The 22,293-nt window shown below is 50.4% G+C and carries 25 protein-coding genes; 13 read left to right on the top strand and 12 right to left on the bottom strand.

Translation table 11 applies throughout. The annotated features are described in order from the left end of the window. Positions 1-88 precede the first annotated feature (88 nt). Positions 89-850 carry a HesA/MoeB/ThiF family protein gene (locus IWX87_RS00125; protein ID WP_196861487.1) on the top strand — a complete coding sequence of 254 codons (762 nt, stop codon included), beginning with the start codon at positions 89-91 and terminating at the stop codon, positions 848-850. Positions 851-1,027: 177 nt separating this feature from the next. On the opposite strand, the gene IWX87_RS00120 is transcribed toward IWX87_RS00125, so the two are convergent. Then, positions 1,028-3,034, bottom strand: coding sequence for an AsmA family protein (locus IWX87_RS00120; RefSeq protein ID WP_196861486.1), 2,007 nt, complete (start codon positions 3,032-3,034; stop codon positions 1,028-1,030). 360 nt (positions 3,035-3,394) lie between these two features. On the opposite strand from IWX87_RS00120, the gene IWX87_RS00115 reads away from it, so the two are divergent. Further along, on the top strand, positions 3,395-3,784 hold the full coding sequence (locus IWX87_RS00115; RefSeq protein ID WP_196861485.1) for a response regulator: 390 nt from the start codon (positions 3,395-3,397) through the stop codon (positions 3,782-3,784). Between the two features lie 129 nt (positions 3,785-3,913). On the opposite strand, the gene IWX87_RS00110 is transcribed toward IWX87_RS00115, so the two are convergent. Continuing rightward, positions 3,914-4,546 carry a response regulator transcription factor gene (locus IWX87_RS00110; protein WP_011800333.1) on the bottom strand — a complete coding sequence of 211 codons (633 nt, stop codon included), beginning with the start codon at positions 4,544-4,546 and terminating at the stop codon, positions 3,914-3,916. Positions 4,547-4,681: 135 nt separating this feature from the next. Here IWX87_RS00110 and IWX87_RS00105 point away from each other — a divergent pair, with 135 nt between their 5' ends. The 7 genes from IWX87_RS00105 (at position 4,682) to IWX87_RS00075 (ending at position 8,724) form a co-directional block, all read left to right on the top strand. After that, positions 4,682-6,022 carry a CHASE3 domain-containing protein gene (locus IWX87_RS00105; RefSeq protein ID WP_196861484.1) on the top strand — a complete coding sequence of 447 codons (1,341 nt, stop codon included), beginning with the start codon at positions 4,682-4,684 and terminating at the stop codon, positions 6,020-6,022. A gap of 204 nt (positions 6,023-6,226) precedes the next feature. Further along, the gene (locus tag IWX87_RS00100) at positions 6,227-6,391 is read left to right on the top strand and encodes a DUF1328 domain-containing protein (RefSeq protein ID WP_196861813.1); all 165 of its coding nucleotides are present in this window, start codon (positions 6,227-6,229) and stop codon (positions 6,389-6,391) included. 75 nt (positions 6,392-6,466) lie between these two features. Further along, positions 6,467-6,871 (top strand): DUF883 family protein, encoded by a 405-nt coding sequence (locus tag IWX87_RS00095; protein ID WP_196861483.1) that lies wholly within the window; start codon positions 6,467-6,469, stop codon positions 6,869-6,871. A gap of 52 nt (positions 6,872-6,923) precedes the next feature. Then, the gene (locus tag IWX87_RS00090; RefSeq protein WP_196861482.1) at positions 6,924-7,289 is read left to right on the top strand and encodes a phage holin family protein; all 366 of its coding nucleotides are present in this window, start codon (positions 6,924-6,926) and stop codon (positions 7,287-7,289) included. 24 nt (positions 7,290-7,313) lie between these two features. After that, positions 7,314-7,775: a hypothetical protein gene (locus IWX87_RS00085; RefSeq protein WP_196861481.1), complete on the top strand. Its 462-nt coding sequence runs from the start codon at positions 7,314-7,316 to the stop codon at positions 7,773-7,775. Continuing rightward, entirely contained in the window at positions 7,772-8,314 is a 543-nt protein-coding gene (locus IWX87_RS00080) for a ferritin-like domain-containing protein (protein WP_196861480.1), read from the top strand. The genes IWX87_RS00085 and IWX87_RS00080 overlap by 4 nt, the downstream gene beginning before the upstream one ends. A gap of 95 nt (positions 8,315-8,409) precedes the next feature. Further along, a complete protein-coding gene (locus IWX87_RS00075) occupies positions 8,410-8,724 on the top strand; it encodes a BON domain-containing protein (RefSeq protein ID WP_196861479.1) in 315 nt (104 codons plus the stop codon). Positions 8,725-8,891: 167 nt separating this feature from the next. Here the strand turns inward: IWX87_RS00075 and IWX87_RS00070 are convergent, their stop codons facing one another. The 6 genes from IWX87_RS00070 to nudB all read right to left on the bottom strand — a co-directional run bounded on the left by IWX87_RS00070 (position 8,892) and on the right by nudB (position 13,753). Then, positions 8,892-9,425 (bottom strand): BON domain-containing protein, encoded by a 534-nt coding sequence (locus tag IWX87_RS00070; RefSeq protein WP_231374361.1) that lies wholly within the window; start codon positions 9,423-9,425, stop codon positions 8,892-8,894. Positions 9,426-9,708: 283 nt separating this feature from the next. Then, a complete protein-coding gene (locus IWX87_RS00065) occupies positions 9,709-10,542 on the bottom strand; it encodes a DUF429 domain-containing protein (RefSeq protein ID WP_196861478.1) in 834 nt (277 codons plus the stop codon). Positions 10,543-10,607: 65 nt separating this feature from the next. Beyond that, positions 10,608-11,030, bottom strand: a complete 423-nt coding sequence (locus tag IWX87_RS00060) for a BLUF domain-containing protein (RefSeq protein WP_196861477.1) — start codon at positions 11,028-11,030, stop codon at positions 10,608-10,610. 3 nt (positions 11,031-11,033) lie between these two features. After that, the gene (folE, locus tag IWX87_RS00055) at positions 11,034-11,756 is read right to left on the bottom strand and encodes a GTP cyclohydrolase I (protein ID WP_196861476.1); all 723 of its coding nucleotides are present in this window, start codon (positions 11,754-11,756) and stop codon (positions 11,034-11,036) included. Positions 11,757-11,905: 149 nt separating this feature from the next. Continuing rightward, a complete protein-coding gene (clsB, locus tag IWX87_RS00050) occupies positions 11,906-13,141 on the bottom strand; it encodes a cardiolipin synthase ClsB (protein WP_196861475.1) in 1,236 nt (411 codons plus the stop codon). A gap of 144 nt (positions 13,142-13,285) precedes the next feature. Beyond that, complete coding sequence (gene nudB, locus IWX87_RS00045) at positions 13,286-13,753, bottom strand: dihydroneopterin triphosphate diphosphatase (RefSeq protein ID WP_196861474.1); 468 nt, start codon at positions 13,751-13,753, stop codon at positions 13,286-13,288. On the opposite strand from nudB, the gene IWX87_RS00040 reads away from it, so the two are divergent. Both IWX87_RS00040 and IWX87_RS00035 read left to right on the top strand, forming a co-directional pair. Continuing rightward, entirely contained in the window at positions 13,752-14,066 is a 315-nt protein-coding gene (locus tag IWX87_RS00040; protein WP_196861473.1) for a hypothetical protein, read from the top strand. The two genes, nudB and IWX87_RS00040, sit on opposite strands and share 2 nt — an antisense overlap. A 174-nt stretch (positions 14,067-14,240) precedes the next feature. Continuing rightward, entirely contained in the window at positions 14,241-15,614 is a 1,374-nt protein-coding gene (locus tag IWX87_RS00035; RefSeq protein ID WP_196861472.1) for an integrase family protein, read from the top strand. Here IWX87_RS00035 and IWX87_RS00030 read toward each other — a convergent pair whose 3' ends face one another. Then, positions 15,615-15,941, bottom strand: coding sequence for a hypothetical protein (locus IWX87_RS00030; RefSeq protein ID WP_196861471.1), 327 nt, complete (start codon positions 15,939-15,941; stop codon positions 15,615-15,617). 395 nt (positions 15,942-16,336) lie between these two features. On the opposite strand from IWX87_RS00030, the gene IWX87_RS00025 reads away from it, so the two are divergent. Next, the gene (locus tag IWX87_RS00025; RefSeq protein ID WP_196861470.1) at positions 16,337-16,888 is read left to right on the top strand and encodes an SLATT domain-containing protein; all 552 of its coding nucleotides are present in this window, start codon (positions 16,337-16,339) and stop codon (positions 16,886-16,888) included. Then, positions 16,888-18,249, top strand: a complete 1,362-nt coding sequence (locus IWX87_RS00020) for a reverse transcriptase domain-containing protein (protein ID WP_196861469.1) — start codon at positions 16,888-16,890, stop codon at positions 18,247-18,249. The genes IWX87_RS00025 and IWX87_RS00020 overlap by 1 nt, the downstream gene beginning before the upstream one ends. Before the next feature lie 238 nt (positions 18,250-18,487). Here IWX87_RS00020 and IWX87_RS00015 read toward each other — a convergent pair whose 3' ends face one another. The 3 genes from IWX87_RS00015 to IWX87_RS00005 form a co-directional block, all read right to left on the bottom strand. Further along, complete coding sequence (locus tag IWX87_RS00015) at positions 18,488-20,491, bottom strand: replication endonuclease (RefSeq protein ID WP_196861468.1); 2,004 nt, start codon at positions 20,489-20,491, stop codon at positions 18,488-18,490. A gap of 85 nt (positions 20,492-20,576) precedes the next feature. Next, on the bottom strand, positions 20,577-20,807 hold the full coding sequence (locus IWX87_RS00010; RefSeq protein WP_231374268.1) for a DNA-binding protein: 231 nt from the start codon (positions 20,805-20,807) through the stop codon (positions 20,577-20,579). 80 nt (positions 20,808-20,887) lie between these two features. Continuing rightward, positions 20,888-21,946, bottom strand: coding sequence for a hypothetical protein (locus tag IWX87_RS00005; protein WP_196861467.1), 1,059 nt, complete (start codon positions 21,944-21,946; stop codon positions 20,888-20,890). Positions 21,947-22,293 lie beyond the last annotated feature (347 nt).

Genomic DNA, 22,293 nt, shown 5'->3' with positions numbered 1-22,293 from the left:
GCAAAGCCCGTCCCTTTCCGGACGGGCTTTGCTTTTCCGCTCCCGAACGTCATGCCATCCAGCGGCTTTTTTTGAAATTTCCAGCATCATGAATGACGATCAGCTGCTCCGCTACTCGCGCCATATTTTGCTCGACGAGATAGACATCGAAGGGCAACAAAAACTTCTCGACGCGCACGTGCTGGTCATTGGCGCGGGGGGATTGGGCTCGCCGGTCGCGCTTTATCTTGGCAGCGCTGGTGTCGGCCGTATCACGATGGTTGACGATGACCGTGTCGATGTCACCAACCTTCAACGTCAGATTGCCCACACGGTGTCGCGAATCGGCGAGTTCAAAGCGTTGTCGGTGGTGCAGGCCGTCGCTGCCGTGAACCCGGATGTCGAAGTTGTCCCGGTGATGCAAAGAGCGGACGACGCCCTGCTAGACCACTTGGTCCCTCAAGCAGATTTGGTACTTGATTGCACCGACAACTTCAAAACCCGACACACTATTAATCGTGCCTGCGTCAGGCACCACAAGCCGCTGGTTTCAGGCGCGGCCATCCGGTTCGACGGTCAAATCTCGGTCTATGACGCCAGGTTTCCTGACTCTCCATGCTATGCATGCATTTTTCCTGAATCAGACCTGCCCGAAGAAATCAGTTGCGCCACCATGGGCGTGTTTGCACCGCTCGTCGGTATCGTGGGCGCGATGCAAGCCGCCGAGGCCTTGAAGTTGCTGTGTGGCATCGGGCAGGCGTTGACGGGCCGGCTTTTAATGCTTGATGGCAAAAGCATGGAGTGGCACCAGATGATGCTGGGGCGCAATGAAGAATGCGCAGTCTGCGGAAATGCAGACAAAAGAATTTGACGGGTTAGTGCGCGTCAGCATTCACTGACAAACTAATTTTTACATCAAATAAGCCGTTACCGCTTTCTGGACATGCGCTACAAGCTATCAATTAAATAGCAATTTTCTATGGGTGCAATTGACTTTCAAACGGTGTGACCATTTAATGAAAACCGCTTGTCAGGCTGCACCCTATCCTTACTTTTTGCCACTTGCTGCTGCGGGCTGCGCAGCTTTGGACAGAACCGCGGCACAGTCGGCGTCTTCTCCCGGTCCGGTTTCCACCGTCGCCGCCAGCGCCAGCAAAGGGTTGATGGCCGCCAGAACCAGCGCAATGCCAACCCTTCCTGCAAGTGCAGAGGCTTCTGGTCCTGCTGTCGTTTTGGCAAATGTACCGCCGATCCGCAGCGGCGAACGCAGGCTCAGAATACTCACATCCTTGGGTTGTGGTTTGAACAAAAGATCAAGCGTTTCGTTAGCCAAACTGATTTTGCCCTGCCCCGTAATGAGGGTGTCGCTGGTGTCGAGCACGATGGCGCGGCTGGTCATCAAACCCTGTTTCACATCAAAAGCCGCTGCCGCACAGCGCAACTGCACGGTTTCGTCGCCACGCACCAAAAACTTGATCACTTCACCACCGTCGAGGCCCATAAACTCCAGCAAGATATTGCTGATCTCGCCCTTTCCCATAAGAATTGCCACGTCACCTGATGCAGACCCCAGCATTTGCGCCACTGAATTGCCTCGGCCAGTCAAGTTGAATTGCCCGCTGAACTTGCCAAAACCTGTCTTGGTGTTTTCCACGGTAGGAAAAAGCTGGTTCAGTTGCAAAGCCCGCACATCCAGCCGGGTAGTGATGGCCGCTGGCGCAACGGTCGAGTCGATTTGAATGGTGCCTGCCACTGACCCTCCGGCAACGCCAAGCGAAACGGGATCCAGTTGCAGAACTCCGGCATTCAGCTTGACGTGAACAGAGCCTTTATCAAGCGGCAATTCCTTGACATGCCGGATATCGGCGGCAGAGTAGGTGACGTCCGCATTCATGGCATTAAGTTTGGTCGCATCCAGTGGGGTACGAGGCAATACTTTGCCTGAGGCGACTCCGGCTGGCTCGGGTTTTTTGTTTGCAGCAGACAGCGCTGCTTTGCTGACTGTTGAAGTGCTGGCGGACTTTGCTTTTGCGGTTGAAAGATCAGAAGGCATCATGCCGATGACCGGCGCCAGATCTGCAAAATCCATGATTTTTGATTGCACCTTGCCTGTCAGCTTTGGCACCGCTGAAGACTGGTCAAAACTCAAGGCACCACTCAGGTCAGATTTCCCCAGCAGCCCCTCAATCTGGCTAACCGCCCATATCTTCTCTTTCTTGTCCAGCTTTCCACTCAATTTGTAGGGTGGCGTGGCAGGCAGGACGACACCAAGCAGACCGAAAAGATCATCAAGATTTTCACCTTGAAGGTTAAAAGTTGCATCGATGCCCGCCAAGGTTGACAGATCATCAAGCGAGCCCTTGGCTTGAAGACGAGTTTTTCCGGCAACAACGTTGACTTCTACAGGAAAGGGAGCCCTGTAATCCTTGCTAAACTGCAAAGCACCACCCGTGCGTCCATTGGCAGCGAATACACCATTGTTCCATCGTCCCGTTGCCTTGAAGCTCAGAGGCAAGTCGTTACCGGATTCAGAAGCCAACGAAAATCGGATATTAAGATCAGCGCCTTGAGCTTTCGCAAGGTAACTGACACTGCCCTGATCCACAATAAAGGAGCCAATTTGCGGTGCAGTCCCTTTCTCCGATGTGTCGTGCGAAAAGGCCCACGTTCTTTGGCCATCGGGCTGACTCTGCAAGCCAATCCGGGGTTGCGTCAGCCTGATGTTTGGCAACACAACTTTTCCCCTCAGGAGGGGCAGCAGTTTGATGTCAAATTCTGCAGCATCTGCCTTGAGAAGGTAAGGGTCATTGGCCCATTCTGGATTTGCAATTTCGATCCCTTCTGCGCTCACCCTGGTCGTAAAACCCAGATTTACCGACAGATGGCGGGTAATCTCAAAACGCCTGCCAAGCTGATCCGAAACATAACGGTTGACGGGTCCGCGGAGAAGATCCCACGGAAACAGGGATAGCACCAGCACCCCAATGATCAAAAAGATGACTATGCCAGCCATCCAGTAACGAAGGTGTAGAGATTTGATAAAGTGGTTTTTCATGCGTTGGCAACGGATGCAGTCATCTTTCAGATTCAACCAGCAATGACCGAAAATTCAAAAGATCGGTCACACAACTGAGGCGAAGATACCCGAAATACAACGCGACTATCGTTGCGCTGCATAGTTTTTCGAAGTCGGCGAATGCAATGAAAAACTGTGGGTATGAGCCTACACAATCATCACGCTCAAGCGTCGAAAATACCTTACAGGTACAAACAAAAGCGACTGGCACAATCGTGCGTAAAATCAAAGATACATTAGGAAACAAGACGCGTCGGCATTACCGGCTCTTGCTGGCCGCATTGGAGGACTTTTTGCAACTCACAGCGAAGTCCTCCTTCCGTTAACTGGATATGAGCCGTGAGATTGAAAACATACATCGTAGAAGACAACCCTACCATTCGTGAAAACCTGATTGGTACGCTGGAGGAACTTGCATGTGTGATCGCAGTGGGAACGGCTGAAACCGAAAACGATGGCAAAGCCTGGTTGAATGCCAATCGGGAAGATTGGGACCTGGCAATTGTCGATTTGTTTTTGAAGCAAGGCAGCGGTTTGGGTATTCTGGCAGCATGCAAAGACCGTCTTTCTTCCCAAAAAGTGGTGGTTCTCAGCAATTACGCCACAACAGATATCCGCCAGAGATGCGCTCAGTTGGGTGTTGACGCAGTCTTTGACAAATCCAACGAAATTGACGCACTCGTGGACTACTGCTTGCAACAAAACAAGGATCTCGATGCCAAAAACTGAGCATCCTCAGATGAGCTTGTGAACTCCCAGGGTTGTTTTCTTCTCCCCTGAAAGAGTTCTCACCGCAAAAAGCGGTTGACTATTCAGCACACCCACATTGTGACAACCATCAATTGACGTCTCGACGAATCAATCGATCAGCTTGTTTTTGAGGGCGTAGTAGGTTAAGTCGCTGTTGGATGCCAGACTCATTTTTTCCATCACTCGGGTACGGTAGGTGCTCACCGTTTTGACGCTAAGTGAAAGAGCCTTGGCGATATCCCCTGCCGTTTCGCCTTTGGCAAGCTTAAGGAAAACCTGAAATTCTCTTTCCGACAGTTGCTCGTGCGCTGCGACGTCTTTTGGACGGTTCAATTGTTGTGCAAGCAATTCCGCCACTGCGGCGGTAATGTAGCGCTTGCCCAGAGAAATCACACGAATGGCATCGACAATTTCTGAGGGATCGCATTCCTTGTTGAGGTAACCACTGGCGCCTTGACGAATCAGGTTGACGGCGTAATGCTCTTCCGGATAGCCGCTTAAGATCAGAATTCCGACGTCAGGTGCTTTTGCACGAATCATCGCCAATGCATCAATTCCGCTCTGGCCTGGCATGGACAGGTCCATGACGAGTATGTCCAGTTCAACATTGCGAACCAAATCAATTGCTTCACGCCCACTTGCCGCCTCGCCGACAACACGCAAGTCCACCTGATCCGAAAAAAACTGCTTCAGTCCCGACCGCACAATGGCATGGTCATCCACAATTCCAATTTTTATCATGTCACTATCTTTCTATAAAACCTGCGCTGTCCGGAAAATTTGCCAAAAAACAGCCACGAGGCAAAAACGACTGTCTTGATTATCACTGCTCATTATTGACGAGTTATTCACAGCAGTACCGAACAGGAGTTAGTCTTGAAAAAATTTTCTGCGTTGAAAACCGCCATCAGCTTGCCTCTTGCCATTCTGGCGGCCGCATTCATGATTTTCATCAACGAAACGAGTTTTCAGCAATCAACCCAGGCTGTCAGCAACATGGAGAAAGCTCAACAGACACGCACGGCCATTACCGGTTTGGTGCGGCAAGTTCTGGATGCTGAAACCGGGCAGCGCGGGTATTTGTTGACAGGCGACGCCCGCTACCTGGAGCCTTACAGTGTTGCAGTAGGTGATATTACTAAGAACCTGGACGAATTGCAGCAGATTTTTGTTTCGCAACCAGCGCTGATAGACGAGTTTGACACCTTGTCGCGTCACGTGTCACGCAAGATGGCCGAAATGGACCTGAGTGTGCGCATGCGCAAGGAGGGCAATGACGATGGCTGGAAGTTTGTGTTGACCACCGACGTAGGCAAGGAAGAAATGGAAGCCATCCGAAATCAATCTAACAAGTTGCACGCCAGCAGCATTCAGCAGATGGAACAGGGCCAGGCACAAGTCAGGAAAGCGCTGCAGCTTTCGCGCATAGGCATTGCGACGACTGCACTTGTCGGATTGCTTGCTTTCTACATGTACCTCATGCAAAACAAGGCACTGCTGGCTTCGGGTCAACGCGAGCAAAAAATGCTGGAGCGTGAAAGGGACTTGCTGGAAAAACAGGTCAGGGAGCGAACGGCAAGTCTTGCCGAACTGGCAACCCATCTGCAAAACGTGCGCGAAGACGAGCGTGGACATCTGGCGCGAGAACTTCACGATGAACTTGGCGCGCTCCTGACGGCCGCCAAACTTGATGTCGCACGACTGAAATCACGGCTTGCTGACAATCTGCCAGAAGCCTTGGAGCGGCTTGAACATCTAACCAGCACACTCAACACGGGCATCGCGTTGAAAAGACGCATTGTTGAAGACCTTCGGCCATCTTCACTTTCCCATCTGGGTCTGGTGGCATCGCTTGAAATTCTGGCGCGGGAGTTTGAGGAAAGATCAGGACTGTTGATCACCACAGACTTGGAAGCCGTTGAACTCGGCGGCTCAGCCCAATTGACCGTTTACCGATTGGTCCAGGAATCCTTGACCAATATTGCCAAATATGCCGATGCCATCCAAGTTGAAATCAGCATGCACAACTTTGACAGTTTCATCACGGTCGATGTGAAGGACAACGGCAAAGGCTTCAAACTGGAAAGTATCGGCCCAGGCAGTCACGGACTAGCCGGTATGCGTCACCGAGTAGAAGCTGCAGGTGGAAAGCTCACGGTAGCCAGCGCTGAAAACAAAGGCACTCAAGTGGGTGCGGTTTTACCAAAATCTCATTGAGCTACTGAAAAAGCAAGTCCAGCGCAAAATTCTTGAAACAGTCTCGAGTTACAAATCATCGTCCTTTTCCTACAGGGCATTACCCTAGACCCTGACAGGGGTTTAGGCCCCAAGCCGATGGAACAAAAATGACTTCAAGAAGAAGCTATAGGGAACCATAAAGAAGCACTTTTCATGTGCCAAGCCGATATGAAGGGAAATCAAATGTTGCACTATTCCGTTGTTTTTTTAGTGATTGCATTAATCGCTGCAGTGTTCGGTTTTGGCGGAATTGCGGCAGGGGCTGTGGAAATTGCCAAAATTCTTTTCTTTCTGTTCGCTATCATGGCGATTGTCAGCTTTGTCATAAGCCTGATCAAGAAAAACTAGCGCAAAGGCAGATCGGCTACAAAGCCCTGACCTTTTATCTTCTAATTCATCACTTACTCATCAAGGAAAAAAGACATGAACACTAACAGCCCTTCCAACATAGCGCGCGATGCAGTTCCTTCAATGCAAAAAACTTCAGAGGACATGATGAACTCAGCAGGTAAAGCTATCGAATCTACGCGCGAGCATGCGAACCAAGCGCTTGACAAGGCAGAAAACAAAGTTCGTGAACTTCGCGGCAGTGTTGACCCCATGGTTGAAATGCTAGCCGCCAAGGCTCAAAAAATGGCTCGCCAGAGTTTGGATGTAGCCTCTGAAGCCAAAGAACGTGCTGAAAAATCACTCAGGCATGCAGCAGATGCCACCACCCGTTACGTTTCGGAACAACCCATGCAATCGGTTCTGATTGCTGCAGCGGTTGGCGCTGCAGTAGCACTGCTGGTTTCAACATCTCGCCAGCGCAATCAAAACCGCTATTAAATCTTTTGCCCACTACGCCTGTTTTTAACTGACGCACCACCTATCCTCACATATGCTGCATCCTCTTTTTTCGACGATTGTGCAAAGACCTGATCTGGTCGTAGATCATCTTTCTGCGTACGGATCGCTGTTTCACAAGGAAGCAACCAGCGCAGGCTCTGATCTGGTGAAGCGAGCAGTGGCGGGCATAGTGGCTATTTTGGCTTTCGTTATTTTTCTTTTACTCTTTGGAACGGCGTTGATGCTGGGGTTTGTGCAAAACCAGTTCCACTGGGTTCTGGTGGCTGTACCTGCTGTTGCTCTGATACTTGCCGTCATTGGTGCCTTAATTGCTTCCAAGCCTTTCAAAAGTGAGCGTTTTCCTGAGTTGAAAGCCCAAATTGACAGCGATGCCCAAGCATTGCGCACAGCGTCCTGAATTACATTACCAAAAGAATACGGTATGGCCTCTCTTCCTATCGAACTTACGCCTCAAGAACGTTTGGCTATCAGTCGAAAGGCTATCGTCAGGCATATGAACCGTCACCATCCAGCTGCGGATCAGAGGCTTGAAAAAGACGCTAACCATGTCGATGGGAATGCCACTGAAATAGTTTCATCTGAACGCAATATGTTCAGCAAACTAAAGTTTGCAGCTCGAATGTGGTGGCACCGCCATCCAGCCAGCTCGGCAGTCGAACTTGCAAGTCCTCTTTTGAGGGAATATGCAAGTGCCCATCCCTTCAAACTGATTGGTATTTCTGCTGCTACAGGTGTCGCACTGGTGATCGCCAGGCCATGGCGCATGATGTCCGCAAGTGCTCTTCTGGTAGCAGCGGTCAAATCTTCGGGTTTGTCAAACACGCTGTTAACCATGCTGACTTCTTTTACTCGCACATCTGATACTACCGATACAACATTATGAATAACATGACTAACTCCACCAATGAATTGAGCCTTGATGAATCGGCACTCGATGCCGTTCGATCAAGTCTTGATCAGGGCGCTGTAACTCCTGCATATGGACCGCATCGCGAAGCCATCGTCAAGCTCCTCAATGATGCCTTGGCAACTGAACTGGTATGTGTACTGCGTTACAAGCGGCATCACTTTATGGCAAGCGGCCTTACTTCGCCTCACATTGCTGCAGAGTTTATGGTGCATGCCACCGAAGAATCAGCACACGCCGACCGCATTGCCCAGCGCATCGTGCAGCTGGGCGGTGAACCAGACTTTTCACCCTCTACCCTTCTCCAGCGCAGCCATGCAGATTACGACGAATCTAACGATTTGAAAACCATGGTGAAGGTTAATCTGATCGCAGAGCGGATTGCAGTGGAAGCCTATCGCCAGATGATTTCATTGCTGGCGGACAAAGATCCCACGACACGAAGAATGCTTGAAGACATACTGGCAGAGGAAGAAGAGCATGCAGACGAGCTCAAGGACTGGCTTGATATTTAAATTTTCAGGCGCTGGTCGATAGGCGTGGTGCCGTTAATCGACAGGCATTTAAACTTTGCACCAACCTAAATAAATCAAATCGAAGAGGAAACCCTATGAAATACGTTCGCGCAATTGCATTTGCAGCCTTGGCTGGTATCACCATTATTGGCAGTGGCTGCGCTGTTGGTCGGGGTCAGCAGACCGCAGGTTCTTATGTTGACGACGCAGCCATCACCACTTCCGTCAAGGCAAAGTTTGCTGAAGACAAGACCGTTTCCGCAACTTCCATCAGCGTTGAAACACTGAACGGCACGGTTCAACTCTCCGGATTTGCTAAGTCTACTGCTGAAAAAATGCAGGCTGAGAGTATTGCCCGTGGCGTAAGCAACGTCAGGAGCGTTCGCAACGACATTGTCGTACGTCCTTAATCGATTTACGCTGCTCTTAATAGCAGCGCTAAATAAGCAGGCAAGAGAAGATCTCCGTGCCTGCTTTTTTATTTCTTAAATATTTAAAACTATCGCATCAATTCTTTTGGACTGCTGGTTCCGGAAAATTTTCCATGTCTTATGGTTATTCAGTGGCAGGTACGCGATCAATTAACTTTGACAGTCAATTGATTGTCAACCGACTGAACGCCATTGAAAGTTTTGGCAATTGCAGATGCCCTTTCACGTACTGCGTCGCTAGGCACTTGGCCTTTCAACACCACAGCGCCATCTTTTGTGTCGACATTGATCCTGAAAAGTTTGATTTCGGCGTCTTTTAGCAATTCGGCTGAAATGGCAGTGCTAATGACCATGTCATCCATTTTATTAATGGCAGTATTGGCTACCTCTTTGGTAGAAGATTTGGCATTTTCTGTAGCCTTTTTTAGTGCATCGCCTGCATTGGCAAAGGCCGCTTCTGTTTTGGCTTTCATGTCGCCGCTTGATTGCTCGCCTTGCACTCCTAGCTCTTCTGCAACTTTTTCCGTTTTGCTAATTACTGCGTCAAGTTTTTGGCCAGGCGTTCGAGTGTCAGCGGGCTTGTTACAACCACTTAAAGCTATTGCAATGACTAGTGACATAACAGCGGATATCCATATTTTCATCCAAGAAATAATAGGCAAAGTATTGAGAAAATGCATTTTTTTCACGATACATCCTTTTTATCGAGCAAAAATTTCAGAAAGAACAATAGCCAAATTGACGTTGCATGCCTGCCAACCGCCTGTATACATGTCGCTGATTATTTTTTTGCAAAATGCAAAATACAAAAAACAAAAAACAAGTATTCAAGTTTTATGAAAATTGTCCAGTACTATAAACCCATTTCATATTAATGGGAAGTTCCAACGCATTCAGGATATATAGCCATTATCGATTGCCAATTAACTTAATGAAATCATTTTCGCCAACCTATAACTATATTCAAGCCGTCACAATCCATCCTTCCAGCGTATCCATATCAGCAGGCAAACCATACAAAGGTGCTCCTTGCCGTGCTGCCCATGCAGCTTGCATCAGACACAACACAGCATCCAGGTTGTCGCCACTTCCATCATCGACCAAAGCATCACGTTGCGCATGGCTGACCTTCAAACGCAGACCCAGTCGGGTTTGCCCATGCTCCAATGCAGTGATCAGATCTTTGCGTGCAATCAGCCGTTCCGGCGTCTGCTTGATCCTGTCATCACTTTTATAAGACCGATGTCCCAATGCCTCGCGAGCGAGCAAACCCGGATAGCCTTCCAGCGCTATACGTCCGATGTCGCCGGGATGAAGGCCGGGGATGTGAACGCTTGCAGCAACAAGCCGTGGAGTGCCGGCGTGAAGCATGAAAGCCACCGGTGGGTTAACCCACTTCATGGATGGGCTCGCGCCAGAAGGCAAGTCAGTAGCACGATGGGCAAATTTTTTCCCGATGGGACGTGCATCGCAAAATGCTGCAAACGTGTTGCGAATCTCAAGTCGGCTCAGACTGGCATAGTGATTTATCGACTCGAGCCACTGGGTAGGCCAGCCCATATGCATCACCAGTTCGCGAGGCAAACCGAACGGGAAATCAAACGCGCCAAGCCAGTGGCGGTCTTGGCATAACCAATTATCGAACTCTTGAAGCGAATCGAGACGCTCAAGACCCGATAGAAGAACACGACCGTTCGAAGCGGTTCCTGAAGCCATCACAATCGGTTTGCGTTTGCTGGGGCTGGATGAAAAATCGCAACCCACCAATAATTCGGGAATCAAGTTTGACTTACTCATCCTGTCATTAAGCCGCTGAACATATTTGACTCAGGATTAACGCGCACTGCCTGACAAACTATTTTTCAGGCACGACCAATGATGGAAGCGGTAGCCATCAGTTCTTCAAGCAGAGCCATCGACACCTTGCCAGATGCAGCATAGGGATCAAGTTCGGCCCTCTCGGAATATTTCAACAAGATGGAATGGTTTAACTTGAGCAAGTTGACCGTTCCCATGGTCCATCCGCCAAAACGGCGTTCCGAAATTTCCTGAAAATCTAGAAGCACCACATCTTTATGACGCGGGTCTTTCAAGATATGCCCGTACAGTTCACTCACAGCCGTCCGTCCGCCTTCAATAGCCTGCAAGAAAATCCCGCCACCATAGCAAAGGATTCCAGTAATCCCGAGTGCAGGGTTGTATAGGCGGGAGTGTGAGAGGATGCTGGAAACGGCTTCATCGCCCATATCCACCGCGCGACTCGCATAAAGTAAACGAACCAGCATGGGTTAACCTTTTCTGGGAATAAGTGCGAGGAATTCGCGACGCAAGGTCGAGTCTTTGAGGAACACGCCACGCATAACCGAGTTGATCATTTTACTGTCCATGTCCTTAACGCCGCGCCAAGCCATGCAGTAATGGCTTGCCTCCATAACGATGGCCAAGCCGTCAGGCTGGGTTTTTTCCATGATCAGGTCAGCCAATTGCACCACCGCTTCTTCCTGAATCTGCGGACGGCCCATCACCCATTCGGCCAGGCGTGCGTATTTGGACAAGCCAATAACATTGGTATGTTCGTTTGGCATGACACCAATCCATATCTTGCCGATCACCGGGCAAAAATGGTGGGAACAGGCACTGCGGACCGTAATGGGCCCAACGATCATCAACTCGTTAAGATGCTCGGCATTGGGAAACTCGGTAATGCTCGGCGCCGCTACATAGCGCCCGTTGAAGACTTCGTTCAGGTACATCTTGGCAACCCGGCGTGCGGTGTTGCCCGTGTTGTGGTCACCCACAGTGTCGATCACCAGACTGTCAAGAACGCCCTGCATCTTGACTTCCACCTCATCGAGCAGGCCGGCCAATTCGCCAGGCTCAATGAATCCGGAAATGTTGTCGTTGGCGTGGAAACGTTTCTTCGCCTGAACCAGGCGTTCGCGTATCTTGACGGAAACTGGCGTTCCCTCGTCTGTCACATCCTGAAGATTAGTAGTAATTTTCATAAGCATGCCGGATATTACCAGCCCTCTTTAAACATGGCCTGAATTTAGAAAAATAAGGTCTTGACGATCAAGCGCTTTACTGTAAAGCGAAGTTAGCTATGAATTAAATAGCAAATTGGATTTCAATGATGACTTTACGTTATTTGTTTTTTATTTCAATAGCGCTGCCCGGTCAGTGTCAAGGCCAAACGCATCAGTGCATAAGCTATCCATCCCTGAATACGTTGGCCCAAGGGTCGCCGTCTATAAACCGCAGGGTCTATGCGCACCCCGTGGTGCGTGACCGCCTCGTGCAGGCAAGCGCTGAGTTCGGCGGCAAAGACACGGTCCTCAATCACTATATTGGCTTCTCGGGCCAGCAAAAGGCTTAGGGGGTCAAGGTTTGACGAGCCGACGGTGGCCCAGTGCCCGTCGACTACCGCCACTTTGGCATGCAAAAAACTGGTGGAGTATTCATGAATCTCGACACCCGCGGCCAACAAGGCTCCATATACCGGCCGGGCGGCATGGTACTGCATGAAGTATTCATATTTACCCTGCAGCAGCAAGGTCACGTGCACACCGCGTCTTGCAGCCTTCATCAGCGCCCGGCGTAACTTGCCGCCAGGTAAAAAATAAGCATTGGCAATGATGATTTCCCGACGTGCCTGGCCAATGGACTTTCGATAGGCCATTTCAATGCTGTGGCGGTTGCGCAGATTGTCGCGCAGGACCAGCGCTGCCTTGGGACGTGAACTGCCACCCATATTGGGAAAACGCAAATTCCCAGGACGCGCAAGCAGCTTTGCATTTGTGCGTCCACCATAACCTGCGGCCTTGAATTTCTCCCAGGCTTCGTTTAAATGTCTTTGTCGCGCGCTGTAGCCAGCTTGCACACGCCACCATAAAAGGGCCATGGCATCAGTCGCTTCAACCGCCAGGGGGCCCGTCAGGATCACGGCAAAATCAAACCGTGGCGCCTGCAGTTCGCCGTGATTAGGATCATAAAAATCGTCCAGCACGTTAATGCCGCCGCAAAAAACAATCCGCTCATCCACCACGCACAGCTTGCGGTGCAGCCTGCGCCAGCGTTCGGGCAACAAAAATCCCAGACTTGACCCTACAGGAGAGTATCTACACCATTGAACGCCTGAACTGGAAAATTTTCGCAGCCAGTCATCCGGCAATGGTCCACTACCGACCGCATCAACCAGAACCTGAACCGTTACACCGCGTTTGGCCGCCCGCACGAGGGCATCGGCCACAACGGCGCCAGCCCCATGAAAATCAAAAATATAGGTTTCAAGCTGTATCCATTTCACGGCACCGTCGAAGGCCTGAACAAGTGCCGGAAACAATGCCTGACCACCTTGAAGCAATTGAAATGTTTCGGATTGGATCGAAGTCGCCATCAGTGTATGAAAAAAGTTTCGGGAAAAACTTCATGTCCCTGGGAGAACGGAAAATCAATTGACATTGCGGTATTGGAAGCGAGAAACATGAGGGTTGTCTGCAACGTTAACGCCGTGAAAATTCGTGGATGCTGCCGCACCTGATCAATCGATTGAATCCCTGAATCTCGGCAACATCAAGATGGCCTCGGCATTGGAGGGAGAAAAGCATTGTTCCGCAGCATTGCGATGCGCCAGCCATTGCGAAGCTGTATGTTCGCGGGGACTGAGTCTGACTGTACAGCTTTGAGGCAGGTGCAAACCAAAGACATGCTCGGTATTGCGCGTGATGCCGGGTGCATAACGATGGCGCCAAGCGGGATAAATGTCGTACACATTTGAAAGGCCCCAGTTTCGAATTTGGGATGGCGCGGCAATAATACCGGTTTCTTCTTCGACCTCACGCAGCGCTGTTTCCAGCAACGGCTCGTCTGGCGTGTCTTTTGAGCCGGTCACGCTCTGCCAGAAACCCGGATGGTCAGCACGTTCGATCAAAAGCACATCAAGTCGAGACGTGAAAATGATGACCAGAACCGACTCTGGAATTTTGAATGAGGAAATTTTTGAATCCATGATCGATTATTGCGGCTTGGCAGAGGCTTGCCTGGCTTGCTACTGGTCAAGGATTAACAGAATTGAATCGGCAGGTTCAACAATTCACGGTAAATCAGATCGCCAGCATATTGTGCTGGCAGCGACTGTTGCTGCTGGGGCTTGTTTACTGAATTGCAGGTGCCAGTATGGAACACTGCACAAAAAACATATTGATCGCCAGTCAGGCTTTGAGCATCAAAAACAAAAAAGCCCGCTATTTTTAAATAGCAGGCTTTCCATATTTGGCGTGGTGGGGCGTCACGGACTTGAACCGTGGACCAAAGGATTATGAGTCCAGCTTAATAGGTATTTGCCCACGTTGATTACAGTAGATACAATCTATAAAAATCAACGACTTAGATGAAAAAACTGGACAAGCAAACCGTCTGAACGTTGATTGATATTCGCTTAAATAGCCCATTTCGGGCGGTACAGCGCAGGTATGAAACAACGTAGGGGGTAAGCAATGGCAAGACCAAGAAAAGACGCACCGATTGATTTAAGCGTGACACACGAACTAAGCGTGGGATTAATCGAACGCCTCACCTGCCCGGCTGGCGTTCCGAAAGCTTTTCTGCGCGATAAGGATGTAACCGGGCTACGGGTGCGAGTTACCGCCAATGGCGCAAAGTCGTTCGTTTATGAGGCCAAGTTAAAGGGCAAGGCTATCAGCCGCACACTTGGGGGGTTTCCTTTGATGCCGATAGATGAGGCCAAAGGCGAGGCCCGCAAACTTGCAAAGACTGTCAAAACCGACAAGCAGGACCCCCGCGAACTAGAGCGCCAACAAGTCGCTGCCATAGCTGCCAGCGTTGCCGCCGCTTTTGTCAAGGATGAAGCCGACAAGCTGCAAGCCTCCGCTAATTCCCTGACCACGGGCGAAGTGTGGGCCGTGTACCTGGCCGAACGCCGCCAACATTGGGGAGTTTTGCACCATGCCGACCACATCCGTTTGAGCAAGGCCGGGGGCGAAGTCGCCAAGCGCGGAACCCGTGGCCGGGGCATGACTATTGCCGGGCCGCTTTACCCCTTGATGGGGCTGCCTTTGCGTGGCCTTAACGCGCCCACAATCGAGGCATGGGCTGCCAGTGAAGCCAAGACACGCCCCAGCGCCGCCCGGCTTGCATGGCGACAATTGAAAGTGTTTCTGGGCTGGTGTTCAGAACAGTCCGCCTACGCCGACTTGCTACCCGCAAAGAACCCAGCCAAGACAACCAGAAGCCGCGAAGCATTGGGCAAGGCTGGCGTTAAACAGGATGCCCTAATGCGGGAGCAATTGACGGTCTGGTTTGAAGCTGTGCAACGTATCGGCAACCTGGTGACAGCCGCATACCTGCAAACACTGCTACTCACTGGTGCAAGGCCGGGTGAAGTACTGGGGCTGCGCTGGGAGGACGTGAATACCAAGTGGAAGGGTTTGACCATCCGGGACAAGGTGGAAGGCGAGCGGGTCATTCCTCTGACGCCTTATGTATCGCACTTACTGGCCGCCCTGCCCCGCCGCAATGAGTTTGTTTTTTCTGGCACTGCTGGTGCCATGAGTAAGCCGCACAAGCCCCATTCAATCGCCTGCGCCGTGGCCGGAATTGATGACCTGACCCTGCACGGGTTGCGCCGTTCATTCAAGAGCCTGACAGAGTGGCTTGAGGTGCCTGCTGGCGTGGTGGCGCAAGTCATGGGACACAAGCCAAGTGCGACCGCTGAAAAGCATTACACCGTGCGCCCGCTCGACCTGCTGCGCGTTCACCACGAAAAGATTGAAGCGTGGATTCTGGAGCAAGCAGGAATTGGGTTTGATGCCAAGGCCACGACCGTTACTTTGCGCATCGTAAACGCGTAATTAGCAACCAAATTCTTCATAATGAGAAGGTCGGGTGTTCGATTCATCTCTCCGGCACCAATATAGACAAGGGTTAATTGCTATGAAAATAGTAGTGAGCCCTTTTTCTTTGTTGGATATGTAATGGCGGATGTAAGGCAGATTTTTAACTCCAGTATCAAATTTGCCATACCGAATACCTAAAATCGCTGGATTAAATCCTGGTGCCGTAACCTGCAGGCTATCAGCAATGCCGTCCCTCCAGGGCGCCATGCAACCGTGCTCAATCGTGGATGCTGTCATACCACCGCCAAACTGCTCGGATTCCTCAAATTGTCCTTCTTGCAATTACCTGCGGGTTCACCCATACCTAACCTGGGGCCGGGCAGGTCTGGCAGCAACTGCGGAAGCGGCATCTGGCAAACCGCTGTCACTTCGCCTACAAGCAGATCGTCAATGTCTGCTGCGATATCTGTGTATGACTTTGCACTAATTCCTATTGCCATCCTTGTTCGTGCTCGCCGTTGGGAAAAGGCTTCCTTCAATATCAGTAATGTCACGAAGCGGAATTGGTATAAGATGTTAACGGGGGTCAGGCTTCAAGCTGTGCTTGCACGGCGAATCTGATAACAAACGGGGAACTACTGAAGCCAAAGCTTGGGTAGGAAACTGTTGAAGCGCAAGCTTCTGGTCCGCAAGGGCGTCTACTTATACTTTCTCTATTCCTGACCCCCTCCTAATATATGAGTCAGAAATTCGACGACATTTGGTTCACGTATAAGGCGAGAATCGCTGCTGAACTCAGATTGAAAAATAATGATATTCACTCACAAGTATTGTTAGTTTGGTATGCAATAGCCGCTTTAGTAATCGCAATCGTCGGACTAAAGTATAAAGATTTTTTAGGTCCTGATACTGATCTTTATACTGCTACTCTTTCAATTGTGCTTTTGATTATTTCAATGCTAATTACTGCAAGGGATTATAGAGGGCGCGCTATTTCTATGCGAACCAATCATATTGCACTTAAATTGTTATATGACGAACTAAATATTGGCAATATAACTCCCCAAGAAAAACCTAAAATTTATTCAAAACTACTTTCCGAATGTGAGAATCACTCTTCTTATGATGATAGATATTTTAGAATATTCAGCCCAACATCGAGAATCCCTTCATATTACGAAAAAATTGTAGAATTTATTGAAATTTCAATTCGATGGTTGTGTATTTTCATATTATATTTTTTGCCAATTTTGATTGTAATACTGAATTTTCATAAAATAAAATTTTGATGTTAATTAGACCGGCCGAAAAATTCAGACAGGATTTTAAGAAGAAATCCATTGAACTTTCTTACAACACAAAGGTATTAGGTACGAAATCAATTGGAATTGACAAGGTAAATTCGCATAATTTTGAGCTCCGCCTGGATACAGAGTGCGAACTTATTTACCAGAAAGTATCAAACGGTCAATATAAGTTCACAAAATTCAAAGAAAAACTTATATCAAAGGGTGCTGGTAAAACCCCAAGGCAACTTTCTATACCAACAATTAGAGACCGATTGACCTTAAGAATTCTCTGTGACTATATTTTTACTGTATTCCCTGCTGCCAAACCAGAGCTACCGCAAAGAAAAATTACACTACTTCGGAACAGCATCGACAGCGGAAAATTTACACATTTTGTGAAGATAGACCTTCAGGATTTCTATCCATCGATTGATCATAGTTTGCTAATTAGCAAACTCAGGCGAAAAATTAGAATTCCTGAGTTTAAAAAACTAATTGAATCAGCAATTACTAACCCAACTGTTTCTGAAGCAAATACTAGGCACGGAAGAATTCAGACCAAAGGTGTTGCACAAGGACTTTCCATTTCAAACGTTTTGGCAGAAGTCTTTATGTTGGATATTGATAATGGCCTTAATTCGATTGCGCCAGTTTGCATTCGATACGTTGACGATATTCTTTTGTTGACTAATGGTGATCCATCAGCAGTGCTTCAGGAAGCTTTAAAACTATTAAAAAAGCAAAAACTGAACCCTCATGCGCCGGGTACGCCTGATTCCAAAACAATAACTGGCCGGTTGAGCGATGGACTAAATTTTCTAGGCTATCAACTTAGTCCAAACCAAGTTTCCGTAAAGCCCAGCAATATCCTCGGTTTTGAGAGTTCAATTGTGACGGTTTTTTCTGAGTATATGCACAGACTTAAAAAGTGTAAAACTCAGACCAACAAGGACACAGCCTTAGCACGTTTTCGTTGGGCGCTAAATTTGAAATTAACCGGCTGCATTTACAAAAATCAACGCTTTGGTTGGGTCTTCTATTATTCTCAAATCAATGATCTTGGTATATTGAGACGAATTGACAATACAGTTGAGAAGCTTTTAAATCGCTTTAAAATAACAACCCCTCCTTTTCCAAAAAGAATGCTAAAAGCTTTTTTTGAATCTAAAAGGAAAGATAAATTAACTCATCGATATATCGTAAATTACGACAATCTCACCTTACCCAAGATGACCAAGTTACTTAAAGAGATTGGAGTTAACGTTGCTGGATTGAATGCTGTCGAAGTATCTAAGCGATTCCACAATCTTATTAGGCATGCAACAAGAAATTTGGAGAAGGATGTTTCTAGCGTTTCTTAGTTTGTAAGTTGAGGAGTGTTTTTCTCATAAATAAGACAAAATATTAAATTTCTGACTTTGGCATTTATGCTAACCCTTCCTAGCATTTTCGCTCGAATGCTTTCCAAGAGGGTCAATGACCAATTTAAAGTCAGTTTTACTTCACTGTGCCCAATTAATTCTCTTGACCGACTTCAGGGTTTGGTAGATTTAAGCTCTACGAACACTATCGCCGCATAAAGTATCTTGTTTAAAGTGGTCATTGCCAGCAATGGAAGTCAGAGTTACCCAGAACGGTGACGATTTCCAATACATGCGGTTTGAAGCTCTGTTCTGGCTCCCCCATGGCGTATTCTTTTTGCCTGCTTACTCCTCTAAAAGTCCCTCCGTCTTTTTCATTCTCAGGCTTGTCCGTACAGTTATTGACACAAGTCCAAGGCCGCGAAGCGGCGGGAGAATTCGGATTCGCGCTCCGGCTGGCGGTTTGCCACACGTGGCGCTCTGATTCCACGACCCAATGTACGAACCTTGTTGCCTGGCCGCCCATATGCGTCATGTGCGCCGGTACATACTGTTCAACACTGACGGTTTCCACACCTATCGGCCGCAGGGCCGCTTTTTCACCATAGCGATTCATGCCGTCCGGCTGAGTCTTGGAAACCTTGATGCGTGCATTACGGCCACAGTAAACGCCGCCTTGGGCCTTGGTGTAGTGCGCCCAGCTAACCGAACTGACGGTACCGGCTTCCTGGTCGGTGGTCTTGTTTACGGCGTGGTGTGCGTCGATCAGGTGCTGGGGCGCTCCGCTTGGGAGTTCCTTGACCCGGCGCAACTCGCGCCACGGCCCGACAGGTGCGCCGCCAATTTGCTGAAACTGGCGAATGCGCCAGGTTGTCGCCCAGGTTTCCACCCGCTGAGAAGCCGTCGCGCCGTCATTGCCGTAGAGGTCGGTATCGAGCTTGTAGCCGTCGATGTTTTTTGCCACGTACTTGGCGATATAGCCCGCAGCCGTACCCTTGCCCGCATCAATGAGTTTGAAGTCCACCCGATGCTTCAAGGCGCCCGGCTCGTCCGGTGAATCCCGCAGCGCATATTCCCAGACCGTGGCCTGCAAGTCGGCCAGATGCTCAGGCGGGGCAAATACCAGCAGGTGCCAATGCGGCGTGCCATCGTGGTTCGGTTCGGCAATCCTGAAGCCGTATGGCCGGATGCCCTGGCGGGCTAGCCTAGAACGTATGAGGCTCCAGACCTTGGTAAGGTACTTTTGCGCCTGACCGGGTAGGGTGCCGTCATAACGTTTGTTTTCAAAAACGCGGTTGTCTGCGCCCTTGACCGTAGCCCATTTGTGCATCCGGCTGGGGCAGGTCATCGTGAAGAACAGCCCGGCGTGGCCCTCCGCCTGGGCGATGCGTTCAAAGCCGCTGATACGGGTCATGAGTTCTGCGCGGCAGATGCCCTTGTTTGCCGGGCCTTTGGCGGCGAGTTCGGCAAGTGTGTATTCCTGGCCTATCTCGTTGGTCATGATGGTGTTTTCCATCATTTCCGTGTTTCGCTCGTTCTGCTGTGCGCGCCGGTAAACGGATTCATTGGATACATAGCAGTCCCTGGCTCGGTTCACATAGCCCAGGACGATGGACGCGCCTTCCACGTTCTTGGCATGCACGTCGCGCAGCTTGCGCCGCCACCAGAGCGGGTCCGCCATCCTGGCGACAGCCGGTCCATCCTTCACGCCCCTTTTTTTTTCCTCGTCCCAGGCTTGGGGCGGCTCAATTTCTTGACCCTCTGCGAGGCTGTTCATTGCCGCGCGTAGAGCTTCAGTTTTTTTGTCACCAGGCACGGCAAAGGTGATGACTTCGCCCGGCTGCTTGATGACCGAATATTCACCCGCGATATGGCCGCTCGGCAATGCGATGTTGCTTTTCAGTTGTGCACTCAGCACGCTTGCCATGTCCAGGCAGCGCTTTGCCAGTTGGTCAGCCGCGTTGCAAATATCCATGTCGGATGCGTCGAGCGGCAGGCGTGCGCCCCCCAGGCGATCGGACCATACTTTTAAATTCGTGCTGGCGAAGTATTCGGGATGGTGGCCAATGGCGGCGTCGAAATTGCGACCGCCTGGTACTTCGGAACGCCAGCGGTTCACCAGCTTTTTTTTCCAGCGTGTGGGCAAGGTGCACACTTGGCGTTCAATCCAGTTTTGCGTTCTCAGGTCCGGCTGGTAGGCCCCCGCTTGGTTCCATCCGTCTTCTGACTGGGTGGGGGTCATAAGCAGGCTGGCGCGGTGGCGCGGCTCGTATCGATGCCCATGAAGCCAGGCAAGGCCCATAGGCCGACCCGCTGAATGGGGCGCTTCATACTACCGACTGAACTTGAAGAATTCGGCGAAGTTCGGAGACCGGCCAAGCCAGGCGGCCGTTAACGCGGATCGGCCGTAACGGGCCGTTTTCACGCATGGCCCAAAGTCGCAACGTCTGCTGGGCGCGATTCAGGTGATAGGCCGCCTCATGCGTAGGCAGGTTGGCGCGGGTTTCGCGCTCAAGGGGAGTGGTTTGAGGGGTGAGGGTCGCCATGTATTTGTTCATGGCTTCTCATTATTAGAATCCGCGCTCGGCGGGCAAACTCGGGTGAGTATCGGGATACTTCCGGGTCAAAATCGGGTGATTCAGTCGCCCATCAAGTGAATTTTCCGGGGCAAGGACGCCATTGAAGCAGCTGGTGGCGCCACTGATTCAACAATCTTTCCGTTCTGTCTTGCCCATGCCAGGGCCTCCTCTTCACACCACTGTCCATAAACCGAAGCTTTCGCTGCTTTTGAAAAGCCGTTCTCGTTGGCGTGCCCCAAGTCGCTCTCAATCGTCATCCAAACACGCTCATATTTTTTCACCAGCGCTGACTTCTTCAGAGTTGACTTTGACGGCGCAGTAGGTGCCCGATCTTGTTGGGGCATAGCCTGTGACTCAGCGCTTGCCGTCCTTGCCGTGATAGCTGCCTCTCCGGCGTTGGCAGGCCAGGCTGTGTCGGTTTTCTCCGGCGATGGTGGCGCAAGCAGTTGAATAAGCTGTGGCGGAACTTCAGTTGCATGGCTGTTTTGGGCCCATGCGATTGCATCCGTTGGGCGGAGCTTTGTCGTGCGGGTCATTGCCTGCGCCCGGAGTGCCAGATTTCGCAGGCGCTGGTACGTCAGGAGAAACCCAGAAGCGGGTTTTGGTTTCTCGAACAACATAAAACCAGACTTAGCCTCAAGCTCGCGCTTGACCGCCGCCCACGTAACGACGGTGGGTGCCTTCCCCAGCAGGAGCGCAACCGCTTCATCGAAGGTCCAATATTCCGCCTTGAGCCAGTAATCGAAGTCTGCGCTGGCGGATGGCTGGTTGTAGAACAAGGCCGCTTCAATTCCGGCCGACTTGGCGGCATGCTTTTCTTTCTTCGCGGCCGCTGCGGCTTCCCTTTGCGCCTGTTCCTTGGCGCGATACCTTTGAAGGATTGGCAACAACTCAGATTCGGGCCGCAAAAGTAGCTTTTCTCTCTCGGTCTGCACTTTTGCCAAGTATTTTTCAGCAGTGGGATTGGGAATATTGGTAGGCGGACGCGACAGCGTCATTACCGTTTCCATAAACGGCAAAGAGGTAAAGAGATAAGGCAAAAGCGCCTCGACTGTCGGATTGACAGCGCTTGGTCGTGACGCTGACGGCAATGAACTGTTATTTTGGTTATCAGACACCGGTGAACATCCTTTGATGGGCTCGGCCAAACTAAAGCGCAGGGAGGGCTGTGCGCGATTTTAGTGTTGATCGGCATACGTGTCGCTCGATCTACACGGGTGCGCATTTGCGGGGGTGGCCGTACGTACGTACGCATGGGAAATCCTTCGTACGTACGTACGGGGAATTGAAGTGAGCCGAACGTACGAGAGTCGTCCAGCGGAGAAAAATGCGCCTTTGGATAGGGGCATCTGGCTCGGTGTCTGAAAGAGTGTCGGCGCCGATTGAATATTGACCCACCCTGCCGATCCAATAGTGACCCAGGGCGGGTCGCTGGTGTTGGAACCAGCAACTGTGGATAAGTGTA

It is taken from the genome of Polaromonas sp. CG_9.7, from assembly GCF_015752205.1.
GTDB lineage: Bacteria > Pseudomonadota > Gammaproteobacteria > Burkholderiales > Burkholderiaceae_C > Polaromonas.
Note: the sequence above shows the minus strand (reverse complement) of the source record. Positions and strands in the feature narration are given on the sequence as shown.

Coding starts and splice junctions, on each gene's coding strand:
- IWX87_RS00125 (WP_196861487.1), top strand. CDS start 89: ATGAATGACGATCAGCTGCTCCGCTACTCGCGCCATATTTTGCTCGAC.
- IWX87_RS00120 (WP_196861486.1), bottom strand. CDS start 3,034: ATGAAAAACCACTTTATCAAATCTCTACACCTTCGTTACTGGATGGCT.
- IWX87_RS00110 (WP_011800333.1), bottom strand. CDS start 4,546: ATGATAAAAATTGGAATTGTGGATGACCATGCCATTGTGCGGTCGGGA.
- IWX87_RS00100 (WP_196861813.1), top strand. CDS start 6,227: ATGTTGCACTATTCCGTTGTTTTTTTAGTGATTGCATTAATCGCTGCA.
- IWX87_RS00095 (WP_196861483.1), top strand. CDS start 6,467: ATGAACACTAACAGCCCTTCCAACATAGCGCGCGATGCAGTTCCTTCA.
- IWX87_RS00090 (WP_196861482.1), top strand. CDS start 6,924: ATGCTGCATCCTCTTTTTTCGACGATTGTGCAAAGACCTGATCTGGTC.
- IWX87_RS00085 (WP_196861481.1), top strand. CDS start 7,314: ATGGCCTCTCTTCCTATCGAACTTACGCCTCAAGAACGTTTGGCTATC.
- IWX87_RS00080 (WP_196861480.1), top strand. CDS start 7,772: ATGAATAACATGACTAACTCCACCAATGAATTGAGCCTTGATGAATCG.
- IWX87_RS00075 (WP_196861479.1), top strand. CDS start 8,410: ATGAAATACGTTCGCGCAATTGCATTTGCAGCCTTGGCTGGTATCACC.
- IWX87_RS00070 (WP_231374361.1), bottom strand. CDS start 9,425: ATGCATTTTCTCAATACTTTGCCTATTATTTCTTGGATGAAAATATGG.
- IWX87_RS00065 (WP_196861478.1), bottom strand. CDS start 10,542: ATGAGTAAGTCAAACTTGATTCCCGAATTATTGGTGGGTTGCGATTTT.
- IWX87_RS00060 (WP_196861477.1), bottom strand. CDS start 11,030: ATGCTGGTTCGTTTACTTTATGCGAGTCGCGCGGTGGATATGGGCGAT.
- folE (WP_196861476.1), bottom strand. CDS start 11,756: ATGCTTATGAAAATTACTACTAATCTTCAGGATGTGACAGACGAGGGA.
- clsB (WP_196861475.1), bottom strand. CDS start 13,141: ATGGCGACTTCGATCCAATCCGAAACATTTCAATTGCTTCAAGGTGGT.
- IWX87_RS00040 (WP_196861473.1), top strand. CDS start 13,752: ATGATCGATTATTGCGGCTTGGCAGAGGCTTGCCTGGCTTGCTACTGG.
- nudB (WP_196861474.1), bottom strand. CDS start 13,753: ATGGATTCAAAAATTTCCTCATTCAAAATTCCAGAGTCGGTTCTGGTC.
- IWX87_RS00035 (WP_196861472.1), top strand. CDS start 14,241: ATGGCAAGACCAAGAAAAGACGCACCGATTGATTTAAGCGTGACACAC.
- IWX87_RS00025 (WP_196861470.1), top strand. CDS start 16,337: ATGAGTCAGAAATTCGACGACATTTGGTTCACGTATAAGGCGAGAATC.
- IWX87_RS00020 (WP_196861469.1), top strand. CDS start 16,888: ATGTTAATTAGACCGGCCGAAAAATTCAGACAGGATTTTAAGAAGAAA.
- IWX87_RS00015 (WP_196861468.1), bottom strand. CDS start 20,491: ATGACCCCCACCCAGTCAGAAGACGGATGGAACCAAGCGGGGGCCTAC.
- IWX87_RS00010 (WP_231374268.1), bottom strand. CDS start 20,807: ATGAACAAATACATGGCGACCCTCACCCCTCAAACCACTCCCCTTGAG.